General features: G+C 42.7%; 20 protein-coding genes. 1 reads left to right on the top strand and 19 read right to left on the bottom strand.

Translation table 11 applies throughout. The features are described 5' to 3' along the window. Positions 1-8: 8 nt before the first annotated feature. The 16 genes from ileS to YK48G_RS12135 all read right to left on the bottom strand — a co-directional run bounded on the left by ileS (position 9) and on the right by YK48G_RS12135 (position 17,345). On the bottom strand, positions 9-2,816 hold the full coding sequence (ileS, locus tag YK48G_RS12210; RefSeq protein WP_203630987.1) for an isoleucine--tRNA ligase: 2,808 nt from the start codon (positions 2,814-2,816) through the stop codon (positions 9-11). A gap of 573 nt (positions 2,817-3,389) precedes the next feature. Then, entirely contained in the window at positions 3,390-4,064 is a 675-nt protein-coding gene (locus YK48G_RS12205) for a DivIVA domain-containing protein (protein ID WP_203630986.1), read from the bottom strand. A 16-nt stretch (positions 4,065-4,080) separates the two neighbouring features. Next, positions 4,081-4,857, bottom strand: coding sequence for a YlmH family RNA-binding protein (locus tag YK48G_RS12200; protein ID WP_232365375.1), 777 nt, complete (start codon positions 4,855-4,857; stop codon positions 4,081-4,083). Positions 4,858-4,890: 33 nt separating this feature from the next. Continuing rightward, complete coding sequence (locus YK48G_RS12195; protein ID WP_203631050.1) at positions 4,891-5,166, bottom strand: YggT family protein; 276 nt, start codon at positions 5,164-5,166, stop codon at positions 4,891-4,893. Positions 5,167-5,205: 39 nt separating this feature from the next. Continuing rightward, a complete protein-coding gene (locus tag YK48G_RS12190; RefSeq protein ID WP_203630984.1) occupies positions 5,206-5,562 on the bottom strand; it encodes a cell division protein SepF in 357 nt (118 codons plus the stop codon). 52 nt (positions 5,563-5,614) lie between these two features. Continuing rightward, entirely contained in the window at positions 5,615-6,901 is a 1,287-nt protein-coding gene (gene ftsZ / locus YK48G_RS12185; RefSeq protein ID WP_203630983.1) for a cell division protein FtsZ, read from the bottom strand. A gap of 29 nt (positions 6,902-6,930) precedes the next feature. Continuing rightward, positions 6,931-8,232, bottom strand: coding sequence for a cell division protein FtsA (gene ftsA / locus YK48G_RS12180; RefSeq protein WP_203630982.1), 1,302 nt, complete (start codon positions 8,230-8,232; stop codon positions 6,931-6,933). An 88-nt stretch (positions 8,233-8,320) separates the two neighbouring features. Then, on the bottom strand, positions 8,321-9,109 hold the full coding sequence (locus YK48G_RS12175) for a cell division protein FtsQ/DivIB (protein ID WP_203630981.1): 789 nt from the start codon (positions 9,107-9,109) through the stop codon (positions 8,321-8,323). Between the two features lie 17 nt (positions 9,110-9,126). Next, positions 9,127-10,218 carry an undecaprenyldiphospho-muramoylpentapeptide beta-N-acetylglucosaminyltransferase gene (murG, locus tag YK48G_RS12170; RefSeq protein WP_203630980.1) on the bottom strand — a complete coding sequence of 364 codons (1,092 nt, stop codon included), beginning with the start codon at positions 10,216-10,218 and terminating at the stop codon, positions 9,127-9,129. Then, on the bottom strand, positions 10,215-11,597 hold the full coding sequence (gene murD, locus YK48G_RS12165; protein WP_203630979.1) for a UDP-N-acetylmuramoyl-L-alanine--D-glutamate ligase: 1,383 nt from the start codon (positions 11,595-11,597) through the stop codon (positions 10,215-10,217). The genes murG and murD overlap by 4 nt, the downstream gene beginning before the upstream one ends. Before the next feature lie 168 nt (positions 11,598-11,765). Next, positions 11,766-12,725, bottom strand: coding sequence for a phospho-N-acetylmuramoyl-pentapeptide-transferase (mraY, locus tag YK48G_RS12160; protein ID WP_203630978.1), 960 nt, complete (start codon positions 12,723-12,725; stop codon positions 11,766-11,768). A 23-nt stretch (positions 12,726-12,748) separates the two neighbouring features. After that, positions 12,749-14,908, bottom strand: a complete 2,160-nt coding sequence (locus YK48G_RS12155; protein ID WP_203630977.1) for a penicillin-binding transpeptidase domain-containing protein — start codon at positions 14,906-14,908, stop codon at positions 12,749-12,751. Beyond that, complete coding sequence (gene ftsL, locus YK48G_RS12150; protein WP_203630976.1) at positions 14,905-15,291, bottom strand: cell division protein FtsL; 387 nt, start codon at positions 15,289-15,291, stop codon at positions 14,905-14,907. The genes YK48G_RS12155 and ftsL overlap by 4 nt, the downstream gene beginning before the upstream one ends. A 23-nt stretch (positions 15,292-15,314) precedes the next feature. Continuing rightward, positions 15,315-16,262 carry a 16S rRNA (cytosine(1402)-N(4))-methyltransferase RsmH gene (gene rsmH, locus YK48G_RS12145; protein WP_203630975.1) on the bottom strand — a complete coding sequence of 316 codons (948 nt, stop codon included), beginning with the start codon at positions 16,260-16,262 and terminating at the stop codon, positions 15,315-15,317. A gap of 29 nt (positions 16,263-16,291) precedes the next feature. Next, a complete protein-coding gene (gene mraZ, locus YK48G_RS12140) occupies positions 16,292-16,717 on the bottom strand; it encodes a division/cell wall cluster transcriptional repressor MraZ (RefSeq protein ID WP_203630974.1) in 426 nt (141 codons plus the stop codon). 244 nt (positions 16,718-16,961) lie between these two features. Next, entirely contained in the window at positions 16,962-17,345 is a 384-nt protein-coding gene (locus YK48G_RS12135; protein ID WP_203630973.1) for a DUF3397 domain-containing protein, read from the bottom strand. A 63-nt stretch (positions 17,346-17,408) separates the two neighbouring features. On the opposite strand from YK48G_RS12135, the gene YK48G_RS12130 reads away from it, so the two are divergent. Further along, positions 17,409-17,552 carry a DUF4044 domain-containing protein gene (locus tag YK48G_RS12130; protein ID WP_232365376.1) on the top strand — a complete coding sequence of 48 codons (144 nt, stop codon included), beginning with the start codon at positions 17,409-17,411 and terminating at the stop codon, positions 17,550-17,552. Positions 17,553-17,686: 134 nt separating this feature from the next. Here YK48G_RS12130 and YK48G_RS12125 read toward each other — a convergent pair whose 3' ends face one another. From YK48G_RS12125 to YK48G_RS12115, 3 genes are all read right to left on the bottom strand, one after another. Continuing rightward, entirely contained in the window at positions 17,687-19,999 is a 2,313-nt protein-coding gene (locus YK48G_RS12125; RefSeq protein WP_203630971.1) for a DNA translocase FtsK, read from the bottom strand. A 272-nt stretch (positions 20,000-20,271) separates the two neighbouring features. After that, positions 20,272-20,784: a tRNA (cytidine(34)-2'-O)-methyltransferase gene (locus YK48G_RS12120; protein ID WP_203630970.1), complete on the bottom strand. Its 513-nt coding sequence runs from the start codon at positions 20,782-20,784 to the stop codon at positions 20,272-20,274. Positions 20,785-20,798: 14 nt separating this feature from the next. Beyond that, on the bottom strand, positions 20,799-21,650 hold the full coding sequence (locus YK48G_RS12115) for a methyltransferase domain-containing protein (RefSeq protein ID WP_203630969.1): 852 nt from the start codon (positions 21,648-21,650) through the stop codon (positions 20,799-20,801). Between the last annotated feature and the right edge of the window lie 37 nt (positions 21,651-21,687).

Below are 21,687 nucleotides of genomic sequence, written 5' to 3'. Positions count from 1 at the left end.
AACTTGCCTTACTTTTCATCAAACCCTTCAGTGGCGGTTTCTGGAAATTCACTGCGGACAATTTCAGCACATGATTGACAGAACGTTGGGTAATCTGGATCAGCGCCCACGTCCTTACGAATTAAGCGGCAGCGTTCACAAACTTTACCATCTGCTTTTTCAACCAGCAAGGCTAGGCCATCGCTGTCAAACTTAGTGCTAGTATCCGGTGCATCGGTGAAGGCCTTGACGTCCAATTGGGAAACTTGCAAAACCGTTGCCAAATCAGTATGGAGGCTTTCAAACAAATCAGCAACTTCGCTGGTTGCATAAATCGTTAATTTTGCTTCCGAGGACTTACCAATTTGCTTGGCATCTCGAGCTTCTTCCAAAACCTTTAGGACATCGTCTCGATAGCCCATAAATTTCGTCCAGTTTGCCAAAATCGTCGCGTCATTGTCAAAATGCTGAACTTCAGGAATATTAGCCAGTTGTGCAAAAGATTCAGGCTCTGACAAGAACGGCCAAATTTCTTCTGCAGTATGTGGCAATACCGGCGTCATGAGCTTGGTTAAAGTGGCAGCGACTTGATACATCACAGTTTGCATTGAACGGCGTTTATGACCGTCTTTTCTGTCAATATAGACAATATCTTTGGCCACGTCTAGGTAAAACGCAGATAGATCAGCCGAAACAAAGCTAATCAATTTCTTGTTTAAATCCAAGAAATCGTACTTGTCATAGCAGTCACGTGCTTCAGCCAAGAATCGGTTTAACACGATCAGCATATATTGATCTTGCGTTTCAAGCTGGTCAAAAGTCATGCCGTCTTTAGCCGGATCAAAATCCGAAATGTTGGCCAATAAGAACCGCATTGTATTTCGAATTTTCTTGTAAGTATCAGAAACCTTGACGAAGTTTTCGGTGCTGACACGGACATCGGCCGATGTATCAACGGATGTCACCCACAGACGAACAATCTCGGCTCCCATCTTTTTAATCACGTCAATTGGCGCAATTGTATTCCCCAGTGATTTACTCATCTTGTGGCCTTGGCCGTCCAACGTAAATCCTTGGGACAAAATTTGTTTATAAGGGGCTTTGTTCGAAACGGCCACACTGGTAATCAAGCTGGAGTTAAACCAGCCACGGTATTGATCGGAACCTTCAAGATACATATCAGCCGGATAAGTCAAATCGTCGCGTTCTTCGAGCACACCTTGATGCGACGACCCAGAATCAAACCAAACATCCATAATGTCATTTTCTTTAGTGAACTGGCCATTAGGTGAATGTTCACTGGTAAATCCAGCTGGCAATAAATCTTTGGCGGCTTTTTCAAACCAAATATCCGAACCGTATTTTTCAAATAAATCCGCCACGTGGTTGATGGTTTCTTCGGTAATAATTGCTTCACCGTCTTCACCATAAAAGATTGGTAGTGGAACACCCCAAACCCGTTGTCTGGAAATGACCCAGTCACCACGATTCTTAATCATATTGGCGAGGCGAACTTTCCCCCAGCTTGGGAAGAACTCGACATCATCCAACGCTTTTAAGATATCATCTTTAATCTTATCAACTGAAGCAAACCATTGTGGGGTTGCCCGGAAGATAATCGGTTTTTTGGTCCGCCAATCAAACGGGTAACTATGTTTGAGTGGCATGTATCTTAGCAATAAATTAGCGGCTTTTAATTTGTCCAAGGCAATCTTGTTGGCATCGTCATAGAAAACGCCCGCAAAGTCTTTGCCAGCCTCTTCAGTCAAATACCCTTTGTCATCAACTGGGGCAAAGATATCCAGCCCATATTTACGGCCAATATTAAAGTCATCTTCCCCATAACCAGGAGCCGTATGAACTAAGCCAGTTCCTTCTTCCAAGTCAACAAAATCGCCTAACATGGTTAATAGCTTTTTGGTGTGGTCAAATGGATGCTCCGCCAAAACGCCTTCTAAGTCTTGGCCTTTAACCGTTTTAATGGTTTCAACGTTTTGCCAACCTACCAAGTCGGCAACCTTGTTAACTAATTCGCTGGCAATCACGAACTGCCGCGTTTCGCCTTCAGGCTTGACAACTGAGTAATCAAACCCAGCATCAACCGTGATCCCTTCTGAGGCTGGGATCGTCCAAGGAGTCGTCGTCCAAACTACCATGTAGGTCGTCTCGTTATCCAAAACACCTTTACCATCAACCACTTTTTCACCATAAAATGCGGTTGGTGAGGTAATGTCGTGGTACTCAACTTCAGCTTCGGCTAGAGCAGATTCAGATGACCATGACCAATAAACCGGCTTTTTGCCCTTATAAATCAAGCCACGTTTAGCGAAGGCCCCAAACACTCGGATTTCTTGAGCCTCAAACTCTGGTTTTAATGTTAAATAAGGGTTGTCCCAATCACCAGACACACCGAGGCGCTTAAATTCTGCTTTTTGGCGTTCCACTTGTTTTAACGCATATTCTCGACACAATTTTCGAAAGGCGTTCGTTGACATCTTTTTACGATCATAGCCGGCCTGCGTTAATTTTTGCTCAATTGGCAAGCCGTGGGTATCCCAGCCGGGAACATAGGGGGCGCGAAACCCGCTCATGGATTTATAGCGGACAATAATGTCCTTAGAGATTTTGTTCATCGCATGGCCCATATGAATATCACCATTCGCATATGGTGGTCCATCATGGAGAACAAAGGTTGGTTTGCCTTGATTTAATTTTTGCCTTTGCTGGTACACATGGTTTTCATCCCATGCTTTTTGTCGATCGACTTCTTTGACAGGAAGATTTCCGCGCATCTTGAACTTTGTTTTGCCTAAGTTTAACGTATCTTTTACCCGCATTACGTAACTTCCCTTCTTGGTATTGTTTCAGGATAATGGTTCTGATTTAAGTTGTGTAAAGTGACTGTGATGAAAAATAAATTGGCGGCACGAGAGACTGACCTAACGCTCGGGGATTCACCCTTCACCAATGCTGTGTGAAAATGGGTTCCAAGGCAATGACGGCTTACTTATTCTCAAAGACGCTTTTGATTCGATGATGAAATCCTAATTTTGGAAACAGGGGATTCTCTTAGAAATTTGCAGGCTACCCGGCTGAAACGTGCGCCACCAAGCAGGAACCTCCACATAAGCACCTCTATCACAAATCCCAAACCCGGGGATTTCTGATAGAGGAAACTTATGCTACGGTTCCTAAGCGCTTGGTTTTGCACTCTGTACAAAAAAAGCCCCCGTCACAAGGGACGAAGACTTTCGTGGTACCACCCAATTTTAGAATTTGTCAATTCTCTCAACAACAATCGATTTATGTACTAGAGGTGATCGATTAATTAACCGGTGACTGCTAAACTTTCACCATCTTTAGCTCGCTGATGTATCGGTTAATAACTTTCTGGTCTCTAATCGATTAAATTATTTATTTGCATCATCTGGATAATAAACAACCGTTTCATTTGGATCATCAACATTCACTGCATCTTCTACTACGTCTGTATGATTATCCTGTTTGGTTCTTGATTCTACCCCTGAATTTGAGGTGTTGTCAAGGTCACCCACAACCTTTTCAATATCTTCATACGTCGTCGTTGGGGTTTCTTCGACCAAATGATCCCAGTCAGATCCCTTGATAACTTCAAGTTGGCTTTCCAACATGACTTGCAATCTCTGCCTAAAGACCCGGGTGTTCTTTCTCAAATCATCCGTTTCAATAGCCAACTTCTTAGCCCGTCTGGAAGCTTCCTCCAAAATATTATTGGCCTTTTCATCAGCAGCGTTTAAGATATCGTCGGCTTTTTTTTGCGCCTCGCGATTCGTAATTTCCGCTTCTTTCTTGGAATTCGTCTTAACTTTGTCAGCCGCTTCTTGGGCAACCAAGATTGATTGGTTTAAAGAATCCTTGAGGTCATTAAAATACGACAACTTATCCTTTGATTCGGCAAGTTGGCCAGACAAGTCTTTATTTTCTTGTAATACAATTTGATAATCCTTAATGATTTGGTCTAAAAAATCGTTGACCTCATCAATATTATATCCCCGCAATTTGGTAGAGAATTCCTTATTATGAATGTCTTGTGGACTTAAAACCATGGTGAATCAATCCCTCCTATTTATTTCGATTATACACATCGATCACAATCCGAATCTTATCTTTTTTGGTAACGCCTAAAATATCCTTGATGACAATCCGGCCAAATCCACGAACAGAAACAATATCTTGAATCGAAAGCTCTAAATCTGGTCGATCAGAAGTTACCCAGTTAATGCGAACTGCACCACCATCGATTAATTCCTTAGCGTGATGGCGAGAAATATGGAACCCTTCACTTACAAGGGCATCGACTCGCCTGGAAGCAACGGTTGTCGTCACTTCCTCACTCTCATCAACTGGGTGGATGATCGCTTCTGGCTTAACTTGTTTTAATTTAATCTTAATTTTGCCAATTTTGTCAACCTGTGAGCGAACATAATCAGCCATTTCAGATTCACACATAAACTGCCAATTAAGGCCGTCCGTAATAATATCACCGATCACGTCTCGATCAATCCCGGCTCCCATTAACGAGCCTAAAATCTGGCCGTGCGATAACGTTGCAAATTTACTGGGATAATCAATTTGGAAAGCCGTAATATTAAAATCATCACTTTGCGGCGTGAAGTATTCCGGAAACGCAATTGCCCGCTTCATTTCAGCTTCGGCAAAGCCCCCATACGTTTTAAAAGTAATGCCATCATATCGGTTAACAATCGTCTCAAGAATATACAGTTGTCTCGGATTTAAAAAATTAGTCAGGATTGGCCGATATTCATTTTCAACTCTTCCGCTCAAACTATCTATCGACTCAAGAAACGGTAATTCATCTGGTCGATAATGTTGTGACACGTTAGAATCCACCACGGTAATACCCCTCTTTTATTAATAAGCGACGAAACTGATCAGTAAGTTGGCCACGTAAGTAACCCCATACTGAACAAACGTCAAAACAGCCAAAGCAACCAGCGGCGCTAAGCTAATCATCCCAATGGTTGCGAAATTAAATAAGCGCTCAAAAGGTTCGACGATCCGGGCCAAAAATCTGCCAAGGGCCGTCCCGTAAGCATTAGGGAACCAGCTCATCAGTGCATAAATCACAATTGCCAGCATATAAACACTAATTAACTGGTTAATGATTTGAGCGGTATAATAAATCATATTTTGCAATCGATCGCTCCTTATTTTTACATGAGTTGTTTACTTAGTGACCTGGAATTTTTTGGGGGAGCACAGGAAGATATCCTTGTCCAATCGGTTGATTGAACCGTGAATGGCGAATAAAACCCCATTTAAGAAATCAACCATCCTCGCTGATGAATTAACATCAAGCTTATTTAATTTGACGATCACGGCACTATCCTCCAGCAATTTTTGGGCGATTGTATCCACGTCGGTATAATTAATCGGTTCAAATACAATGATTTTACTGGGGTCAATCGGTTGTTTATTCATCAGCACCACATTATCGGTTGGCTTTTCATTATCAGCATTGGTCGTCCTGGGTTGATCCGACTCCATCCCGAAAAAATTAGCAAGGTTAAATTTTTGTGGCATGTCGTTTCCTTTCGCATCCACCTCTCAGATAAATACCGATCACATCACTTTGTTAGCTACGACGACGGTGTTTAAAGAACGGTGGAATATCGTCTTGTGAATCATCATTCTTATTGTTAGCATCATCAGAAACATCTGGTTGGAAAGGATCAAAATCCTTCTTTTCAACGTCGTCAAACTCGTTATCTTCATTGATTGAAGGTCGGGTAGCTGCCGGCTGCTTTCGAATATCCCAATTACCAAGCGGGTCGCTTTGTTGTGCAGCTTTAGAGTTACTACGGGCGGCGCCGGAATTATTACGCTCATCCAAGTGCGGCCGAGCACTTCCCTGAGGTCGAGCAGTTCGTGTTCGCCGCGAAGCTAGTCTGCCCTCATCCGCACGCTTCTTGTCGATACCAGTTGCAATAACGGTTACCCGAACTTCATCACCAAGTGACTCATCGATTGACGTCCCAAAAATAATGTTAACATCACTAGTAGCCGCTTGTGACACAATATCTGAAGCATCTTGAGCTTCGAACAATGATAAATCAGGGCCTCCGGTAATATTAAGCAGAACTTGTTCGGCCCCATCAATTGAGACTTCCAACAATGGTGAAGAAATGGCTTTCTTTGTTGCTTCAGCTGTCCGGTTTTCACCGTTAGCGGTTCCAACTCCCATTAAAGCAGATCCCTGATTCTGCATTGTAGTCTTAACGTCGGCAAAGTCAAGGTTGACGTACCCGGGACTGGTAATTAAATCAGAAATCCCTTGAACCCCTTGACGTAAAACGTTGTCAGCTTCTTTAAACGCATCCATCATTGGTGTCTTTTTATCAACCATTTCAAGCAGTTGGTTATTCGAAATAACAATCAACGTATCAACGTTTTCCTTAAGTTGAGCAACCCCTTGATCAGCGTATTTAACCCGTCTTGGGCCTTCAAAACTAAAAGGTTTGGTAACAACCCCAACCGTCAAAGCACCTTGGTCCTTGGCAATTTTAGCAACAATGGGAGCGGCACCATTACCGGTTCCACCACCCATTCCAGCGGTAACAAAGACCATGTCGGCTCCTTCTAGGGCTTCGGTAATGGCCTCTTCGCTTTCTTCAGCAGCTTTAGCACCAACGTCTGGATTTGAGCCTGCGCCGAGTCCGCGAGTTAGTTTCGGTCCTAGTTGAATCCTGGTCTCAGCTTTGGAAGTTGCCAAGGCTTGAACATCTGTATTGGCGACAATGAATTCAACGCCCTTAACGTCTGCATTAATCATTGTGTTAACAGCGTTGCTTCCGCCGCCGCCGACACCAATAACTTTAATATTTGCACCGTGATTATCGGTGGAATCTAGTGAGTACTCCATAATTATTTTTACCTCCGTAAAGTGCCTGATTAATCAAAGAAATCGCTAAAGAAATTCCTGATTCCTTCGCCACGCTTCTTCTTTTGTTGTCGTTTTGGTTTACTTGGCTTTTCTGTTGCGGGAATCTGCGGTTCTTGCGAATTGGCTAGCTTTGGAACCTTGGTTAAAGTGGCACCAACAGCTGATCTAACAATCATATCAACGTCCGGTAAATCGGCAAAATAAGAGACCAAGGACAATGCAGCCGTAAATGATGGATGTCGTAATCCCATTTGATCAGGAATATAGACTCTGACGTTGGTGTTGAACTGGTCAGCGGCTAATTCGGCAATTCCTGGAAGGGCGGCGACACCCCCGGTAAGGACAATTCCTCCCGGCAACTCCAGCGCTTGAATTTGATTTAATCGATCCTTGACCCGATCAAAGATTTGACTAAGCCGGGCCTCGATAATCTCTGCAAGGTAGCGTTCATCAATGTACGTTGGCTCTGATTGACCTACAACATCAACGGGAAATTCATTATCTGCTGATGCTTGCAGTGAATCAGCATACCCATAATCGCGCTTAATCTTTTCGGCGCTATTCATGGATGTGTTCAACACGATCGAAATATCTTTTGTGATATATGCCCCACCTTCTGGGTCGGTCGTCGCATACTTCAACTGGTGATCGTGAATAACTGACGCGGTTGTTTGACCCCCGCCTAAGTCGACGATAATCGTGCCAAAATCCTGTTCGCCATCGTTTAACATTTCGTGACTTTCAGCTAATGGCGTCAAAACGGTTGACATAATATTTAAACCAGCCTTTTCAACGGCCTTTTGTAAATTATGCATAATCCCTTTTGAACCGGAGATAAGCTTACCGCGCATTTCTAATCGGACACCAACCATTCCCCTTGGATCTTTAATGCCATCAAACCCATCGACAATAAATTCTTCTGGTTGAATATCAATGATCTCGCGTTCCGTTGGCAGACTTGTTCCTAGAGCCGATGCAGCAACGTTTCGAACATCTTCTTCGGTAATTTCTCTAGATTGGTCATCTAGGGTAATTAACCCATTACATGGCTCAATCTTCAGCATGTTTGCCGGAACACTGACAATTACGTCTTTAATTTCAATACTTGCTTTTTCTTGAGCTTGATTAACAGCCCTTCTAATCGCTTCGCCAGCCTGATCAATATCAACGATCACACCACGGCTCAATCCATTTGAAGGCTGATTTCCCACACCAATAACGTTCAATTGCCCTTTGACTTTTTCTGCAACAATCACTTTTATTGAGGTAGTTCCTATATCAAGTCCCACATATAAACCCGAATTATCCATATATGTAAGGAACCTCCACATCTAGAATATTTTCTGAACATAACACAAGTTTAACACAATCATAACTATGGAAAAAGATTAATTGATACTAATAAGCCTGCGCTGTATGCGTATTCGCAGCTGACTTATTTTTTGTAATTGGATACGAATAAGCGCCCACTTCCATATTAATCATACTCTTAACTTTAAGCTTCGCACTGATACTTGGATAATAATCCATCTTATCACCAAAACTGCTAATTGAGGCGTACACTTTATTGCCATCCGTCATTTGCAGAAAGACTCGATCCGGATTGCTCTTTGTCGGTGAAAAACTAATCGTATTAATCACTGCACGAACTGGCGGATCAATCCGACGATACTGTTTAATGGTTCGCCGCAATTTCTTAGGTTCATGAAACTTTTTTAAAACCGGAAAACCGGCTCTAGGATTAAGCACCTTGGTTTTGATAATCACACCGCTTTGCAAAATAGGTTCATATCCTTTGTGAACATAAAGATACCCGATTGTGGGATACTCTTCAACCCTAATTTTAACCTGATTAAAATGAACTAGCTTAAGGTGAACAGTTTGCATTCGTTGGCTCCGATTCTTTAAGGCGCGGGCCAATTTATTTTCTTTCCCCCAAACTGAGAAAAGTGACGTGCCAATCTTTACTGACGAATACTGTTTAATTTGCTTCACACTAATAATTTCGTTACCAGAAACCTTAACCGATTGAACTTTACTGTATGGTGAGATTAAAAAGGCCATGAACAGAATAATCAAAAGTACCACAATAATTAAGGGTGACATCTTTTTCAAATTTCTAATTTGATAACGACGAAACAGGCCTTTTTTTGACTCTGGAATTTCATTTTTCGATCCCACGATCATCTACCCCCAGCAGCTCATTAACGAATCAACGATCTCGCTAAGTCCAAAATTTTATCAGCTGAATCAACCACACCCATTTTCTTAGAGTTAGTTGCCATTTTCTCACGTTCTGCCGAATCATGCATGAGTTGATCAACAGATTTAAGTAAACTTTGACCATTTAGGTCAGGCTGTTTAATCATGAGCGCCGCTCCGCGATTAACCAAGCTCATTGTATTTTTAGTTTGATGATCCGCCGTCACATACGGGCTTGGAATCAGCACTGCTGCAATTCCCAATGCCGTGATTTCTGCAATACTTGTCGCCCCCGCCCGGCCGACAATTAAAGCCACCTTTGGCAGAACCTGCGGCATATTATCTATGTAAGGCAAAATTTTAACATTATCACTAATTCGTACCTTATCGAGTTGCTGTATCACGGAATCGTATCGCTTTTGACCAGTGATGAAGACGACTTGGTACGCCCGTTTATTGAATTCACTGATCGCCTCAATGACGGCATTGTTAATTGCCGGGGCGCCTTGACTGCCACCAAAGATTAAGACCGTTGGCTTATCGTCTTTTAACCCAACTGTCGACCACTTAAACGTACTTTTCATATTAGCGACTTGCTGGGCTCGCGGATTACCCGCGAACACCACTTTTTGCTTTGGAAACTGCTTAGCCGCTTCATGAAAACCAATGGCGATTTTGTCAACATAATGGCTTAAGAACTTATTTGTTAGCCCAACGGCACTATTTTGTTCATGGATGATCGTTGGAATATGGGCTTTGGCCGCAGCATAAACAACTGCTCCCGACACATAACCACCCGTTCCAATCACAACGTCTGGCTTAAAATCTTTAATAATTTGTTTTGACTTGTGAACACTTTTCAAAAATAGCGCAATTGTTTTAAAGTTCTCAAAGGACAAAGACCGCTTGAAGCCTTGAATTTCTAATTCCATGAAATCAATCCCCTGCTTAGGGACAATCGCACTTTCCAATCCTCTTCTTGACCCCACATAAAGGACCTTCGAATCCGGTTCTTGCTTCAACAGGTCTTCGATGATTGCCAGGGCCGGGTAAATATGCCCACCGGTCCCCCCACCAGAAATGATTAGTCTCATCCGTTTTCCTCCTGTTTATGGGTCAATTTTTCAACGTCTTTAATAAATTCATCGCCGCGAACTTCAAAATTTTTGAACTGATCCCAACTGGCATTGGCTGGCGATAACAGAATAATATCGCCGTCAGCACTGTCAGCGTACGCCGCTGGTACGGCTTCATCTAAACTGGCAACTTTTTGAATGTGTTCAATGCCGGCTTTTTGCAGGGAGTCAGCCAACAAATCCGCTGTTTGTCCGAACAGAACCGCCGCTTTCACGTGCTGTTTGAATTGAGGAATCATTTTATCGAACGTATATCCCCGATCTAGGCCACCAGCAATTAAGACAACTGGTTGATCAAATCCTTCAAGGGCCATTTGAGTTGCTTCGATATCAGTTGCCTTGGAATCGTTATAGAACTTTCGGCCGTTTGCCTCAAGCACGTATTGGCAACGATGGCGAACCCCCGTGAAGGTTTCTAAGACATTTGTGATTGCCAAGTTTGACTTACCAAGAACTTTGGCAGTCGCAATGGCTGCCAGCGCGTTTTCGACGTTTTGCTTTCCTGGTACCTTAATGTCATTAGCGTTCATGATAAATTCGTCATTATAATACAGCTTACCGTTTTTTTCATAGGCACCATGGTCAATCTCGGAAGTTCGCGCAAATGGCACAACCTGAGCTTGACTACGATGACTTAATTGTCGCCATTCATCTGAGTCAAAGTTAACGACAAAATAATCGGCTGGCGTCTGGTTCATTGTGATCCGCATCTTAGCATTGACGTAGTTTTCCCGAGTCTTATGGTAGTCCAAGTGATTGGAAAAAATATTAGTTAAAACCGCAACATGAGGGTGAAGGCTCTTAATCCCCAGTAACATAAAGCTTGAAAGCTCCATCACAATTGTATCGTCTTTTGTTGCTTTTTTAGCCGTTTCTGTCGCTGAGATGCCAATGTTACCAGCGGCATATGCTTTTCCCTTTGGTCGTTCTTCGTTCAAAATTTTAGTGATCATCGTTACCGTTGTTGTTTTACCATTACTGCCAGTAACACCCACAATTTCAGCGTCAGTAATTTGGGCAGCCAATTCAACTTCAGTAATAATCGGTAGGTGATGGTTAACTGCTGAATTCACAACCGGGTTATCATAAGGGATCCCCGGATTTTTAACCATTAAGTCAAAGCCGCGGTCTAAAATATCCGCTGGCTGCTTACCAGTGAGCGTCTCAATTCCTCGATCGTTGAGTTCTTGGACTTCCGGTAATTCACTAGCCGGTTTTTCATCACTTAAAGTGACGTTGGCCCCGAGTTCTTGCAGCGTTTCGGCCGCATGAGTCCCGCTTTTGCCAGCACCTAAAACCAATACTTTTTTATTTTTATAATCGTCTATCGCTTTCATAATCAATTCCCTCGTTTATTTTTTAACAACTCTGCTAAACACCTAAAGCTAGGCTTAACCGACAATTCTGAAAGGCCTAGCCAACTCGGTGCTTTCTAAACGCTTTGCTTCGCTCAGTCTTTTATAGTCAAAGAGGCTGGATCCAAAACAGCCGTTTGGTTCCAACCTTTACACAATCGTGACGACACTGGCAACAGCGGCAATTAACCCGATTAACCAGAACACAATGTCTATCTTCCACTCACTCCAGCCGAGCATTTCAAAATGATGATGAATGGGGGTCATCTTAAAGACGCGTTTGCCGGTCAACTTAAATGACGCCACTTGAATCATAACGCTGGCAGTCTCGCCAACATAGATTATACCAATAATCAATAGTGAAAACTCGTGATGAACTAAAATTGAGACACAGGCTAAAGCACCGCCAAGGGCCAGTGACCCCATATCACCCATAAATATCTTGGCCGGTTTGTGGTTGAAAATGAAAAATCCCAGTAGCCCACCAACAATTGTCAAACAAAACATGGCAACTTCTTGTTGGTGTTGTGCCAAAGCAATGATACCGTACGCACCAAATGAAATAATGCCCAAACCAGAAACCAGTCCATCCAGTCCATCCGTTAAATTGACCGCGTTAGAGAACCCTACCAGCCAAAAAATGATAAATAGAATATACCAGTACGAAACAGTTAGATCATGAGCAAATGGTACCTTAAACGCCATTGGAAAGCCTTCATGGATATAAACACCAGAAAAAATAACGGCGGCAACAATTTGTCCCAAAAGTTTCTGCCAGGCTTTAAGCCCCTCGTTTTGACGCCTAAACAGCTTAATTGAGTCGTCCCACATTCCAATTAAGCCATATGTAATGAGGACAAACAATAAAATTAACAGCGTCGGGTTCAAAATGTGTTGAATCGAAGCCCATATCAAATCGGTAACCACCGTTGCCGCAATGAACAAAATACCGCCCATTGTCGGTGTCCCGGATTTTTTTTCATGCCACGTTGGGCCTTCTTCTCGAATCATTTGCCCTTCGTGCTTTCTTCTAAAATAGTTAATTAAGCTCGGCATAAACCCTGCCGTAATCACAAAGCCACTTAGTAACGGTACCGCCCAATTCATCATTATTCTACTAACCCATCCTTAACCTATTCAAAATTAACTTTTAGTGTTTCTTTTCCAGTAATTGTCTTTGAGAAATTGATACTTTGACTCTCTGCATAGCCACTGCCAGTTGATTCTAGTCGAATCCCTGTCAGCTTACAAAATGCTTCAACATCTGACTTGCTCCAACCGATAATTCTTGGCATCTTCCAATCCTTATTTGTCAAAATAAAGACGCGCTTTTGCTCACTTACCTTTTGACCTGCTGCAAGAGATTGCTTAACAACCGTGCCACCATTGCCAATTGAGACGACGTTAAAGCCCTTTTCGTTAAGTGTCTTCTTGGCCGTAACCGCCGTTTGATACAAGACTGACGGCAACGTTTTCTTAACGGTTGTCTGCTTGGTATTGGCGTTTTGCAAGGCTCTGGTGATCACTGGTTTAAAAATCTCTGCCAACAGCTGCGTGGCCGTTTTGGTCCCAGTCAGTTGAGGCTGCTTCATTGTAATAAACATCACATAACGTGGGTTATTAGCTGGAACCATCCCCGCTACAGAGTATAAATAACTGTCGTCACCAGAAGCGTAGCCGCCATAACCATTGCTGACTTGGGCAGTCCCCGTCTTGGCAGCAACACGATAACCTTTAATTTTATAATCCTGGCCGATTCCATAGCTCTTATAAACGACATCTTGCATGTGTTGACGTACCTTTTTAGCAGTCTTTGCACTAATCGGGTGGCCAACAACCTGTTTGCCGTACTGTTTGATTATCTTACGGTTACTTGAATCAGTAATTTTAGAGATAAAGTACGGCTTCATCATTGTACCATTATTCGAAACCGCCGTTAATGCCTGCATCATTTGCAGAGTCGTGACTTCAATCCCTTGACCAAAGGACGTGTCAGCCTGCTCAATTGGATACTTAAACTGGGCTCGGCCGGCTAATTCTCCCGGCAAACCGGAATTCGTACTCTTCAAGAACCCAAACCGTTTAATATACTTTTTCCAAGTGCTCGGCCCCATTTGCTGCTCCAAGTGAGCCATTGCCACGTTACTGGATAAAGCAAACCCCTTATTGTAGGTGATATATCCCCAGCCAGCCGGATTCCAATCAGGAACAATTTTGCCATCGATTGAATAGCGACCTGATTCATAGGTATCATTACCGTTAAAATGGCCAGAATCAATCGCCGCTGATAGCGTAAAGATCTTCATCGTCGATCCCGGTTCATAGGTGTCGGCACTCAATGTATTCGTCCAAGCTTTATTGATGCCGCTAAGCGTCGCCGCGTTAAAAGTGGGCCGCTGTGAAGCTGCCACAATTTTACCGGTTTTGGCGTCCATCAAAACGGCGTTCATGCCTGCCGGATGGACCTGAGAAACAACCGAATTCATTTCACTTTCCAATAACGTCTGCAGCCTGGAATCAATGGTTGTATAAACATTGTTGCCATTCTTAACTGGTTTTTGTTTTTGCTTTCGTCCAGGTAATTTATACCCGTAAACGTCATATTGAGCGTCCTTATAGCCGTTTTTACCAGCCAGAACATTATTAAAGGCTTTTTCAATCCCCATCTGCCCTACAAGATTAGTGGTCCCAGTTTTCTTATTATTTTGTGAAACAGCGACCCCAATTAAATTAGATGAAAAAACACCATTTGGATATAAGCGGGCTTGCTGTTGAACAAAATTAATTCCAGGGAGATGTTGCGCTTCAATTTTCTTCTTGGTAATCAGCGAAATATTGGTTCCCGCACTGCCAAATTCTACTTGGAAGGGCTGTTGGTTTTTGGGTGATAAAATGCTGAGCGCCTTTTTTTCAGAAATCGGCAAATATTTAGCAAGCACTTTGGCTGTTTTTTGTTTATTAACAACGTATAGCGGCTTGTTATTAAGACCACGCTGGCTTTTATCCAACACGGCATAAAGCGAATATGTACTTGTATCTTCTGCGATTGGGTTGCCATCAGCATCATAAATAGTCCCGCGCCTTGCTTTGAGGGTTTGGGTCTGCGTATACAGCTTTTGGGCCTGATCATTTAAATTCACATTTTTGACGTTTTTTCCCACCGCGATCACTAATAATCGTGATGACAGCAACACAAACATCCCGATAAAAAGAAAAAAGAGGCAAACGCCCACAATCTTCTGATTTTTTAAAATTTTCTTTTTAGTTGTGGAATGGTCAGATGAGCCTTTCATTTGGTAACATTCCTTATATTGGCATTTTTAAGTGACATATTCCCCTGCTTGGCAACTTTTTCTAATCGACTGCTGCTTTGAAGCTCGCCGATTTGTTGCTTTAAATTAGTATTGTCATTTTGAACATTGACAATCTGGCTATCAACGTGCTGTAACTGATGTTGCGCGTTTGACAAGGCAATTTTTGACGATACAACTAATAACATTAACACAGTTAAAATGACACTGCCACTGACAATCAGCAATTTTTCAAACGCCGAAAGTTTTAAGCGTTCAGCCGCCCGAACGTTTCTAGAGACAACTTCTTCCGGTGTTTGTTCAGGCGCCGAGACATAGGTTTCGGGTTGTTCAACAATTTTACGAGCTAAATTATTTTGTGCCATAGTTATGTATTCTTCCTTTTAAATTATTTTTTAATTCGTTCGATAATCCTTAACTTCGCACTATGGGAGCGATGATTTCCTTCCAATTCGTTTTCTGAAGGAATAATAGGTTTACGAGTGATTAGCTTGTACTTTGGTTTGATGCCTTCCGGAATAATTGGTAAGTTAGGTGGCAACTCTGGTAACGACGTTTTTTCTCTAAACATTGTTTTAACGAGTCGATCTTCCAGTGATTGAAACGTAATCACACAAATACGACCGCCAACTCCCAATAAATCAATTGCCTGTTCTAGTGAGTCTTCCAGCGCAGATAATTCGTCGTTAACCGCGATTCGAATCGCTTGGAAAACTTTTTTTGCAGGATGGCCGCCATGACGTCTGGCCGCTGCTGGAATTGCATCTTTGATAACCGCGACCAAGTCATCCGTTGTATCAATCGAATGGCTTTTTCGACGTTCTTCAATTAGTCTGGCAATTTGCTTGGAAAATCGCTCTTCGCCATAGCGGTAAAAAATTCTCACGAGTTTTTCATATGGCCATTCATTGACCACTTTCCAAGCGTCCACTGGGTTATCTTGATCCATTCGCATGTCCAGACGGGCGTTAAACCGGTAACTAAACCCCCTGCTAGCATCATCAAATTGAGGGGAAGAAACGCCCAAGTCATAGACGATCCCATTAATTTCGGCCACGCCGTTTTCTTGGAGGGCTTTGGTTAAATTTCTAAAATTATCGTGAATTAAGGTCAGCCGATGATTATCAAACTCGGCCTTAAGGTGTTTTTGATTATAAGCAATTGCTTCTTCGTCTTGGTCAAACGCATACAAGTGACCCGTTTTGAGTCTCGCTAATATTTTGCTGGAATGGCCCCCACCACCTAGCGTTGCATCCACGTATGTACCAGCCGGATCAACTTGAAGGCCATCAACGGCCTCGTTTAATAAAACGGTTACATGCTCAAATTGTGGCATTTGGCCACCCCCTTTTGATTCATGAATCATTAAAAGTCCATCATATTTTCAGCAATCTCGTTAAAGTTTTTCTCTGCGTCCTCACTGAAATCACTCCAGCGGGTATCACTCCAAACCTCAAAGCGATTGGAAACGCCGACAATGACGCATTTTTTCTCAATCTTAGCGTATTGCCTTAACACATTTGGAATATTAATTCGCCCTTGTTTATCAAATTCGCACTCAGTAGCTGCTGAAAAGAAGAAACGGGTAAAGTAGCGGGCGTCCTTTTTGTTTACTGGCAGGTCATCAATTTTACCTTGAATCTTCTGCCACTCGGTCATGGGATAACCAAATAAGCATCCATCCATTCCACGAGTGACAACGAATTTGTTGCCAAGATCTTGGCGAAACTTAGCGGGGATAATGAGTCGTCCTTTGGCGTCGATATTATGTTGATATTCGCCCATGAACATCCACTCATCCCCTTTATTTCAACTTGCATTCACATTCTACCACAATTCCCCACTATCAACCACAGACCCTCCATTTTTGTAAAATGATTGTCATATAATCCATTTTAAAACTTCTTGGCTATAGCAAGATCTTGCCATATCAGCGGTAATTTCAAGTGACACTTTTCACCCTAAGTTCCGACAAAAAAGACCAGCAAAGGTCGTTAATCACCTTCATTGGTCCTAAAAGTAGCGCTAAAAATTATTAAAATTTCTGAATAATCACGTCAATTGCAACCACAAACCAACAGACGAATAAGAATAAATCACTAAATCGCCAGAAAAAAACAAAGAACTTCTTATAAGTCAGCGTTTCATCGCTAAAAATCCGCCATAATAAAACAATTAAGCAAATTCCCAACCAGACAATCACAACCTCTGGAATATAGGACTCGGCAAATCCATTTTGACTCAGCTGATGGATAAAGACCAGTAGTAATGGCGGCCAAAAATCCAATGGGCTAAGCTTAACGCGCGACCTGGCAGCTAACCATTTTTTGAGCGCCCGGGTGAGCAATGCCACCATTAATAAAATAAAAAATTGAAAAATAAATGTCCCGGTAGCGGTCAACCACGGATAAAGATGCATGAATCTGCCCTCCTATTTTGACAAAACGTGTTGCATTGACTCATAATGATAGTTAAACTGTTTATGGAATACATTGAGAAAGTGGTGCAAATATTGGCGCGGAAAAAGAGAACTCGTTTTCAAAAAATCACATTAGTTTTTGTTTGGATTATGATTATTGCCACGATTGGCTCGTTAGTTATTTCAGCCGTCATGACATTTATCTAATCAACTGACTTAATAATCAGGATAACAATATATTCAAATTAAGAGATTGGGCAAAAGTAATTTTTGACCCAATCTTTTTTTACTCACAAATTTTAGTGAAAAACTCATCACTCTACTCTTTGAAAACATCCTTATCAAGAACTTTTTTCTTTATAAACCTGTCGCGGCCGTGAGCCATCTTGGGGGCCGATGTAGCCGCGCTGCTCAAGATCATCAATTAAACGGGCGGCTCGGTTATAGCCAATTCTAAAGTGACGCTGCAGTAACGATGTGCTGGCCTTTTGCTGGTCAACGACAAATGCGAGCGCATCGTCAAACAAGTCATCTTCTGATTCAGCTTGATCCTCTTGTTTAATTTCTTCATCGCTAACCATCATTGACTCATCATAATCGGCTGACTGCTGATCGGTAATAAAGGAGACGACCTTAGCCACATCCTGGTCTGGAATAAACGCCCCCTGCACGCGGATTGGCGTATTGGCATCAATCGGCAAGAAGAGCATATCCCCTCTGCCAAGTAACTTTTCCGCACCGTTTGTATCAATAATCGTTCGTGAATCAATCCCACTAGACACCGCAAAAGCAATCCGCGAAGGAACGTTAGCCTTTATTAAGCCGGTAATAACATCAACAGATGGCCGTTGAGTGGCTAAAATCATGTGAATCCCGGCAGCCCGCCCCATCTGAGCCAGCCGGATAATTGCCGCTTCCACGTCGTTAGAAACCGTCATCATCAAGTCAGCTAATTCGTCAACAATGACAACAATGTATGGCATCGGTTGAATCTTGGTCTCGTTTTCCCGATTATTTTTGGCAACAAACTCGTTATAGGTACTAATCTTTCGCTGGCCAAACTTAGCAAACAATTCATAGCGATTTTCCATTTCTGAGACCACTTTTTGAAGCGCCCGGGCAGCTTTTTTAGGTTCCGAGACAACAGGGCTCAACAAATGAGGAATCCCGTTGTAAACGCCTAATTCAACTTTTTTGGGGTCAATCAGCATCAATTTGACCTGACTTGGCTTGGCATTTAGTAAAATACTGGTAATGATGCCATTAATTGCGACCGATTTACCACTACCGGTTGACCCAGCAATGAGCAAGTGAGGCATTTTGGTTAAATCAGCCGTAATGACATTGCCGTTGACATCTTTTCCCAATGGCACTTGCAGTAAATGACCATGGTTGTCAGGCTGATGTTCAACCACGTCTCGAAACGAAACCGTCGCAATTTTTTTATTGGGCACTTCAATGCCGATCAATGACTTTCCCGGAATGGGCGCCTCAATTCGAATATCTTTTGCAGCAAGGGCTAACGCAATGTCATCAGCTAAGTTAACAATTCGGCTGACTTTAACCCCAATGTCTGGATGCAATTCGTATTTGGTAACTGACGGCCCTAAACTGACGTGTTTAATCTCTGCCTTAACACCAAAACTATCCAAGGTTTTTTGTAAGACCTGGGCGTTATGATCAATGGACTTCAGTTCGCTGGATTGATCGCCTTGAGGAATCTTGGTTAACAAATCCTTAGTTGGTAACTGATACGAATCGTCTTCTTGAACGTCTACCAAATCAACATCGCTTTTATCATCAGCTTCTGCTTTAGTCGGTTCTTTAGACTGCGCGGCGTTGGCCTCAGCTTGATCAGCGGCGTCTTTGGCAATTGGCATGCCTGAAATTGTAATGGTAGAAGTTGAGAACTTAGGTGTCTGAGCCGACTGCATTTCAGGGGTGTCGGTTGTCAAACTGGTGGATTCAGACTCATGGCTTGTTGGACGCGGTGTCGATTGCCTTTTATTTCGTGCTTGTTTGAATTTAGTAGCCAACGTTACCAGCGATTTTTTACAAATGATTAACCCCTTATGTAACCCGACAAAAAGTTTGCCGAACGAAACGCCAAACAGGACAAAAATGCCAGCAATGATTGCCAACGTCGCCAGCATCCCAACCCCAATTTTGCCGAGCAAGAAGTTAAGGCCAGCAAAAATCCAGGTGGCCAGCATGCCGCCGCCGATGTTAGCCGTGGTGTTAGCAGATGCCATATCATCAACTAATTTGCCCCAGTTAACGGAACTAAAGGCAACTGGTTGAGCAGTTTGAATATACTCAATTAACGTTAGCCATACCAACAAACCAACAAGCAAGAGTAACCCACCAAGCCAATATTTCATCTTAATTTTAGGTAATTTTGAAAAACCGGCCAAAATGATTCCGACACTGATCATCCCAACAAGTGCCAAAGGATAAAGGCTGCCAACCAAGATTCGAACCAAGTTAATGATTAACACGCCAATAATCCCAGCCCGAAAAAGCCCCAACAGTGCTAATCCAGCGATAATCGCGCCGGTCAAATTTAGCGCGTACTTGGCTAAAAAGCCTTGGCGTTTAACCTGAATCTTTCGCGGCTTGCGTGACGTCTTTTTTCGAACTCGTTTGGTTGCCATAAAGGCCCCCTCCTTTCATCAAGTGAGCGAAGCAAAGCGCTTAGAAACTGGAGCATAAGGCATCTTGGCCGGAAATCCCGGGCTTTGGATTTTTGGCCAAGATGTTTTATGCGGAAGTTTCTGCTTTGCGCAGCTGTCCTAAAAAACAGTGAGCGGAGCAAAGCGGTTAGAAAGCGGAGTGTAAGGCTCCTCTGGAGGAAATTCCCGGGCTTGGAATTTTTTCCAGAGGTGCTTACACGCAGCTTTCTGCTTTGCGCAGCTGTCCTCCCCACCTATTTTAACTTATCATGTTCATACTTATGGGTTCGTTCCAAATGATTAAAGCCTTGCTGACGAAGGACTTCATAAATCACGATCGCACAGGTATTGGACAGATTCAACGCCCGAATGTTGGCATCGTCTTGGGGAATGCGAATAGCCTTTTCGGGATTTTGGCGCATAAACGGCTCTGGCAGCCCGGTTGTTTCTTTGCCAAATAATAAGTAATAGTCCTGACTCGCATCTGAATAGTCCGGATCAGTATAATCCTGATTGGCGAACTTCGAGACTAAAAACAAGTTTTGCGGATTTTTGACAGTCTTTAAAAATGCCGGCAGGTTCTCGTGATAATTGATCTGAACTTTGTTCCAATAGTCTAACCCTGCCCGCTTTAAGTGTTTATCATCAATACTGAAGCCAAGCGGCTCAATTAAATCTAAAACGGTATCGGTTCCAGCACACGTCCGGGCAATGTTGCCCGTATTGGCAGGCATCAGTGGTTCAAATAAAACAATATGATTAGTCATTTTTTCCTCCAAGATTAATTAAACTGGTTAACTAGGATTGTGACATCAACCGTAACGGCCGTTAAGTCCTTAATCAACTTCTCAGCAGCTTGATTCTGATTTCGTCCCCAGTGAAGTGGCGTCATTATCATTAATGCCTGCTGTAAACCATCTGGAATTGTAAAGGAATATCGCAGTCTTTCAGCCGTTGCCCCAGGGTAATGATGCTTAAACAGATCGAACACCTTTTGGTTGGAATAGACACTATTCGCCTGGTCCGAACCGAACAAAAGCGTTCTTAGTTCATCAAGATAATCGCTGTTGGGAATTATCTTGATCAGCTTGCCGCCGGGTTTGATAACTCGGTTAAATTCAGCATAAGCAGATGGCGAAAATAAATCAATAACTGCACTAAATACATGATTATTAAACGGTAAGTTAGCGAGGTCCGCAACACAAAAGAAAGCTGCTGCTCCATAGCGAGTTGCGAGATTAATACCAGCTTTTGAAATATCAAACCCAACGGCAACGTCAGTTTGCTTTCTAGCCGTTAGCAGTTTGGCTAATGGCGTCCCTTCTCCGCAACCAACGTCTAAAATCGTTTCAGGTTCCTCAGTTAAGTGCGCATTAATTGCGTCAATGATCGGATCAAATAGGCCTGCTTGTAAAATTTGTTGCCTTGCTTGTAGCATTTGTTCGCCGTATTCATTATTAGCTTGATGGTTCAAAAAATAAAGCGTGCCTTTTTTGGAAAGATCAAAATTGTGGCCATTGGGACAACGCAAGCTAAAATCAATAACCTGATCAAACGGCTCTCCACAAATTGGGCAGGAAAAGAGATAACGGTTTTGGGAAATAAATTGTTTGCCTAGTGCAATTTTTTTCAAAGCAAATCCTTTCTAAATCAGTCAACTATATCATAAC

This window comes from Lentilactobacillus fungorum (assembly GCF_016860605.1).
In the GTDB taxonomy this organism is placed as follows: domain Bacteria; phylum Bacillota; class Bacilli; order Lactobacillales; family Lactobacillaceae; genus Lentilactobacillus; species Lentilactobacillus fungorum.
This window is presented reverse-complemented; position numbering and strand designations above follow the sequence as displayed.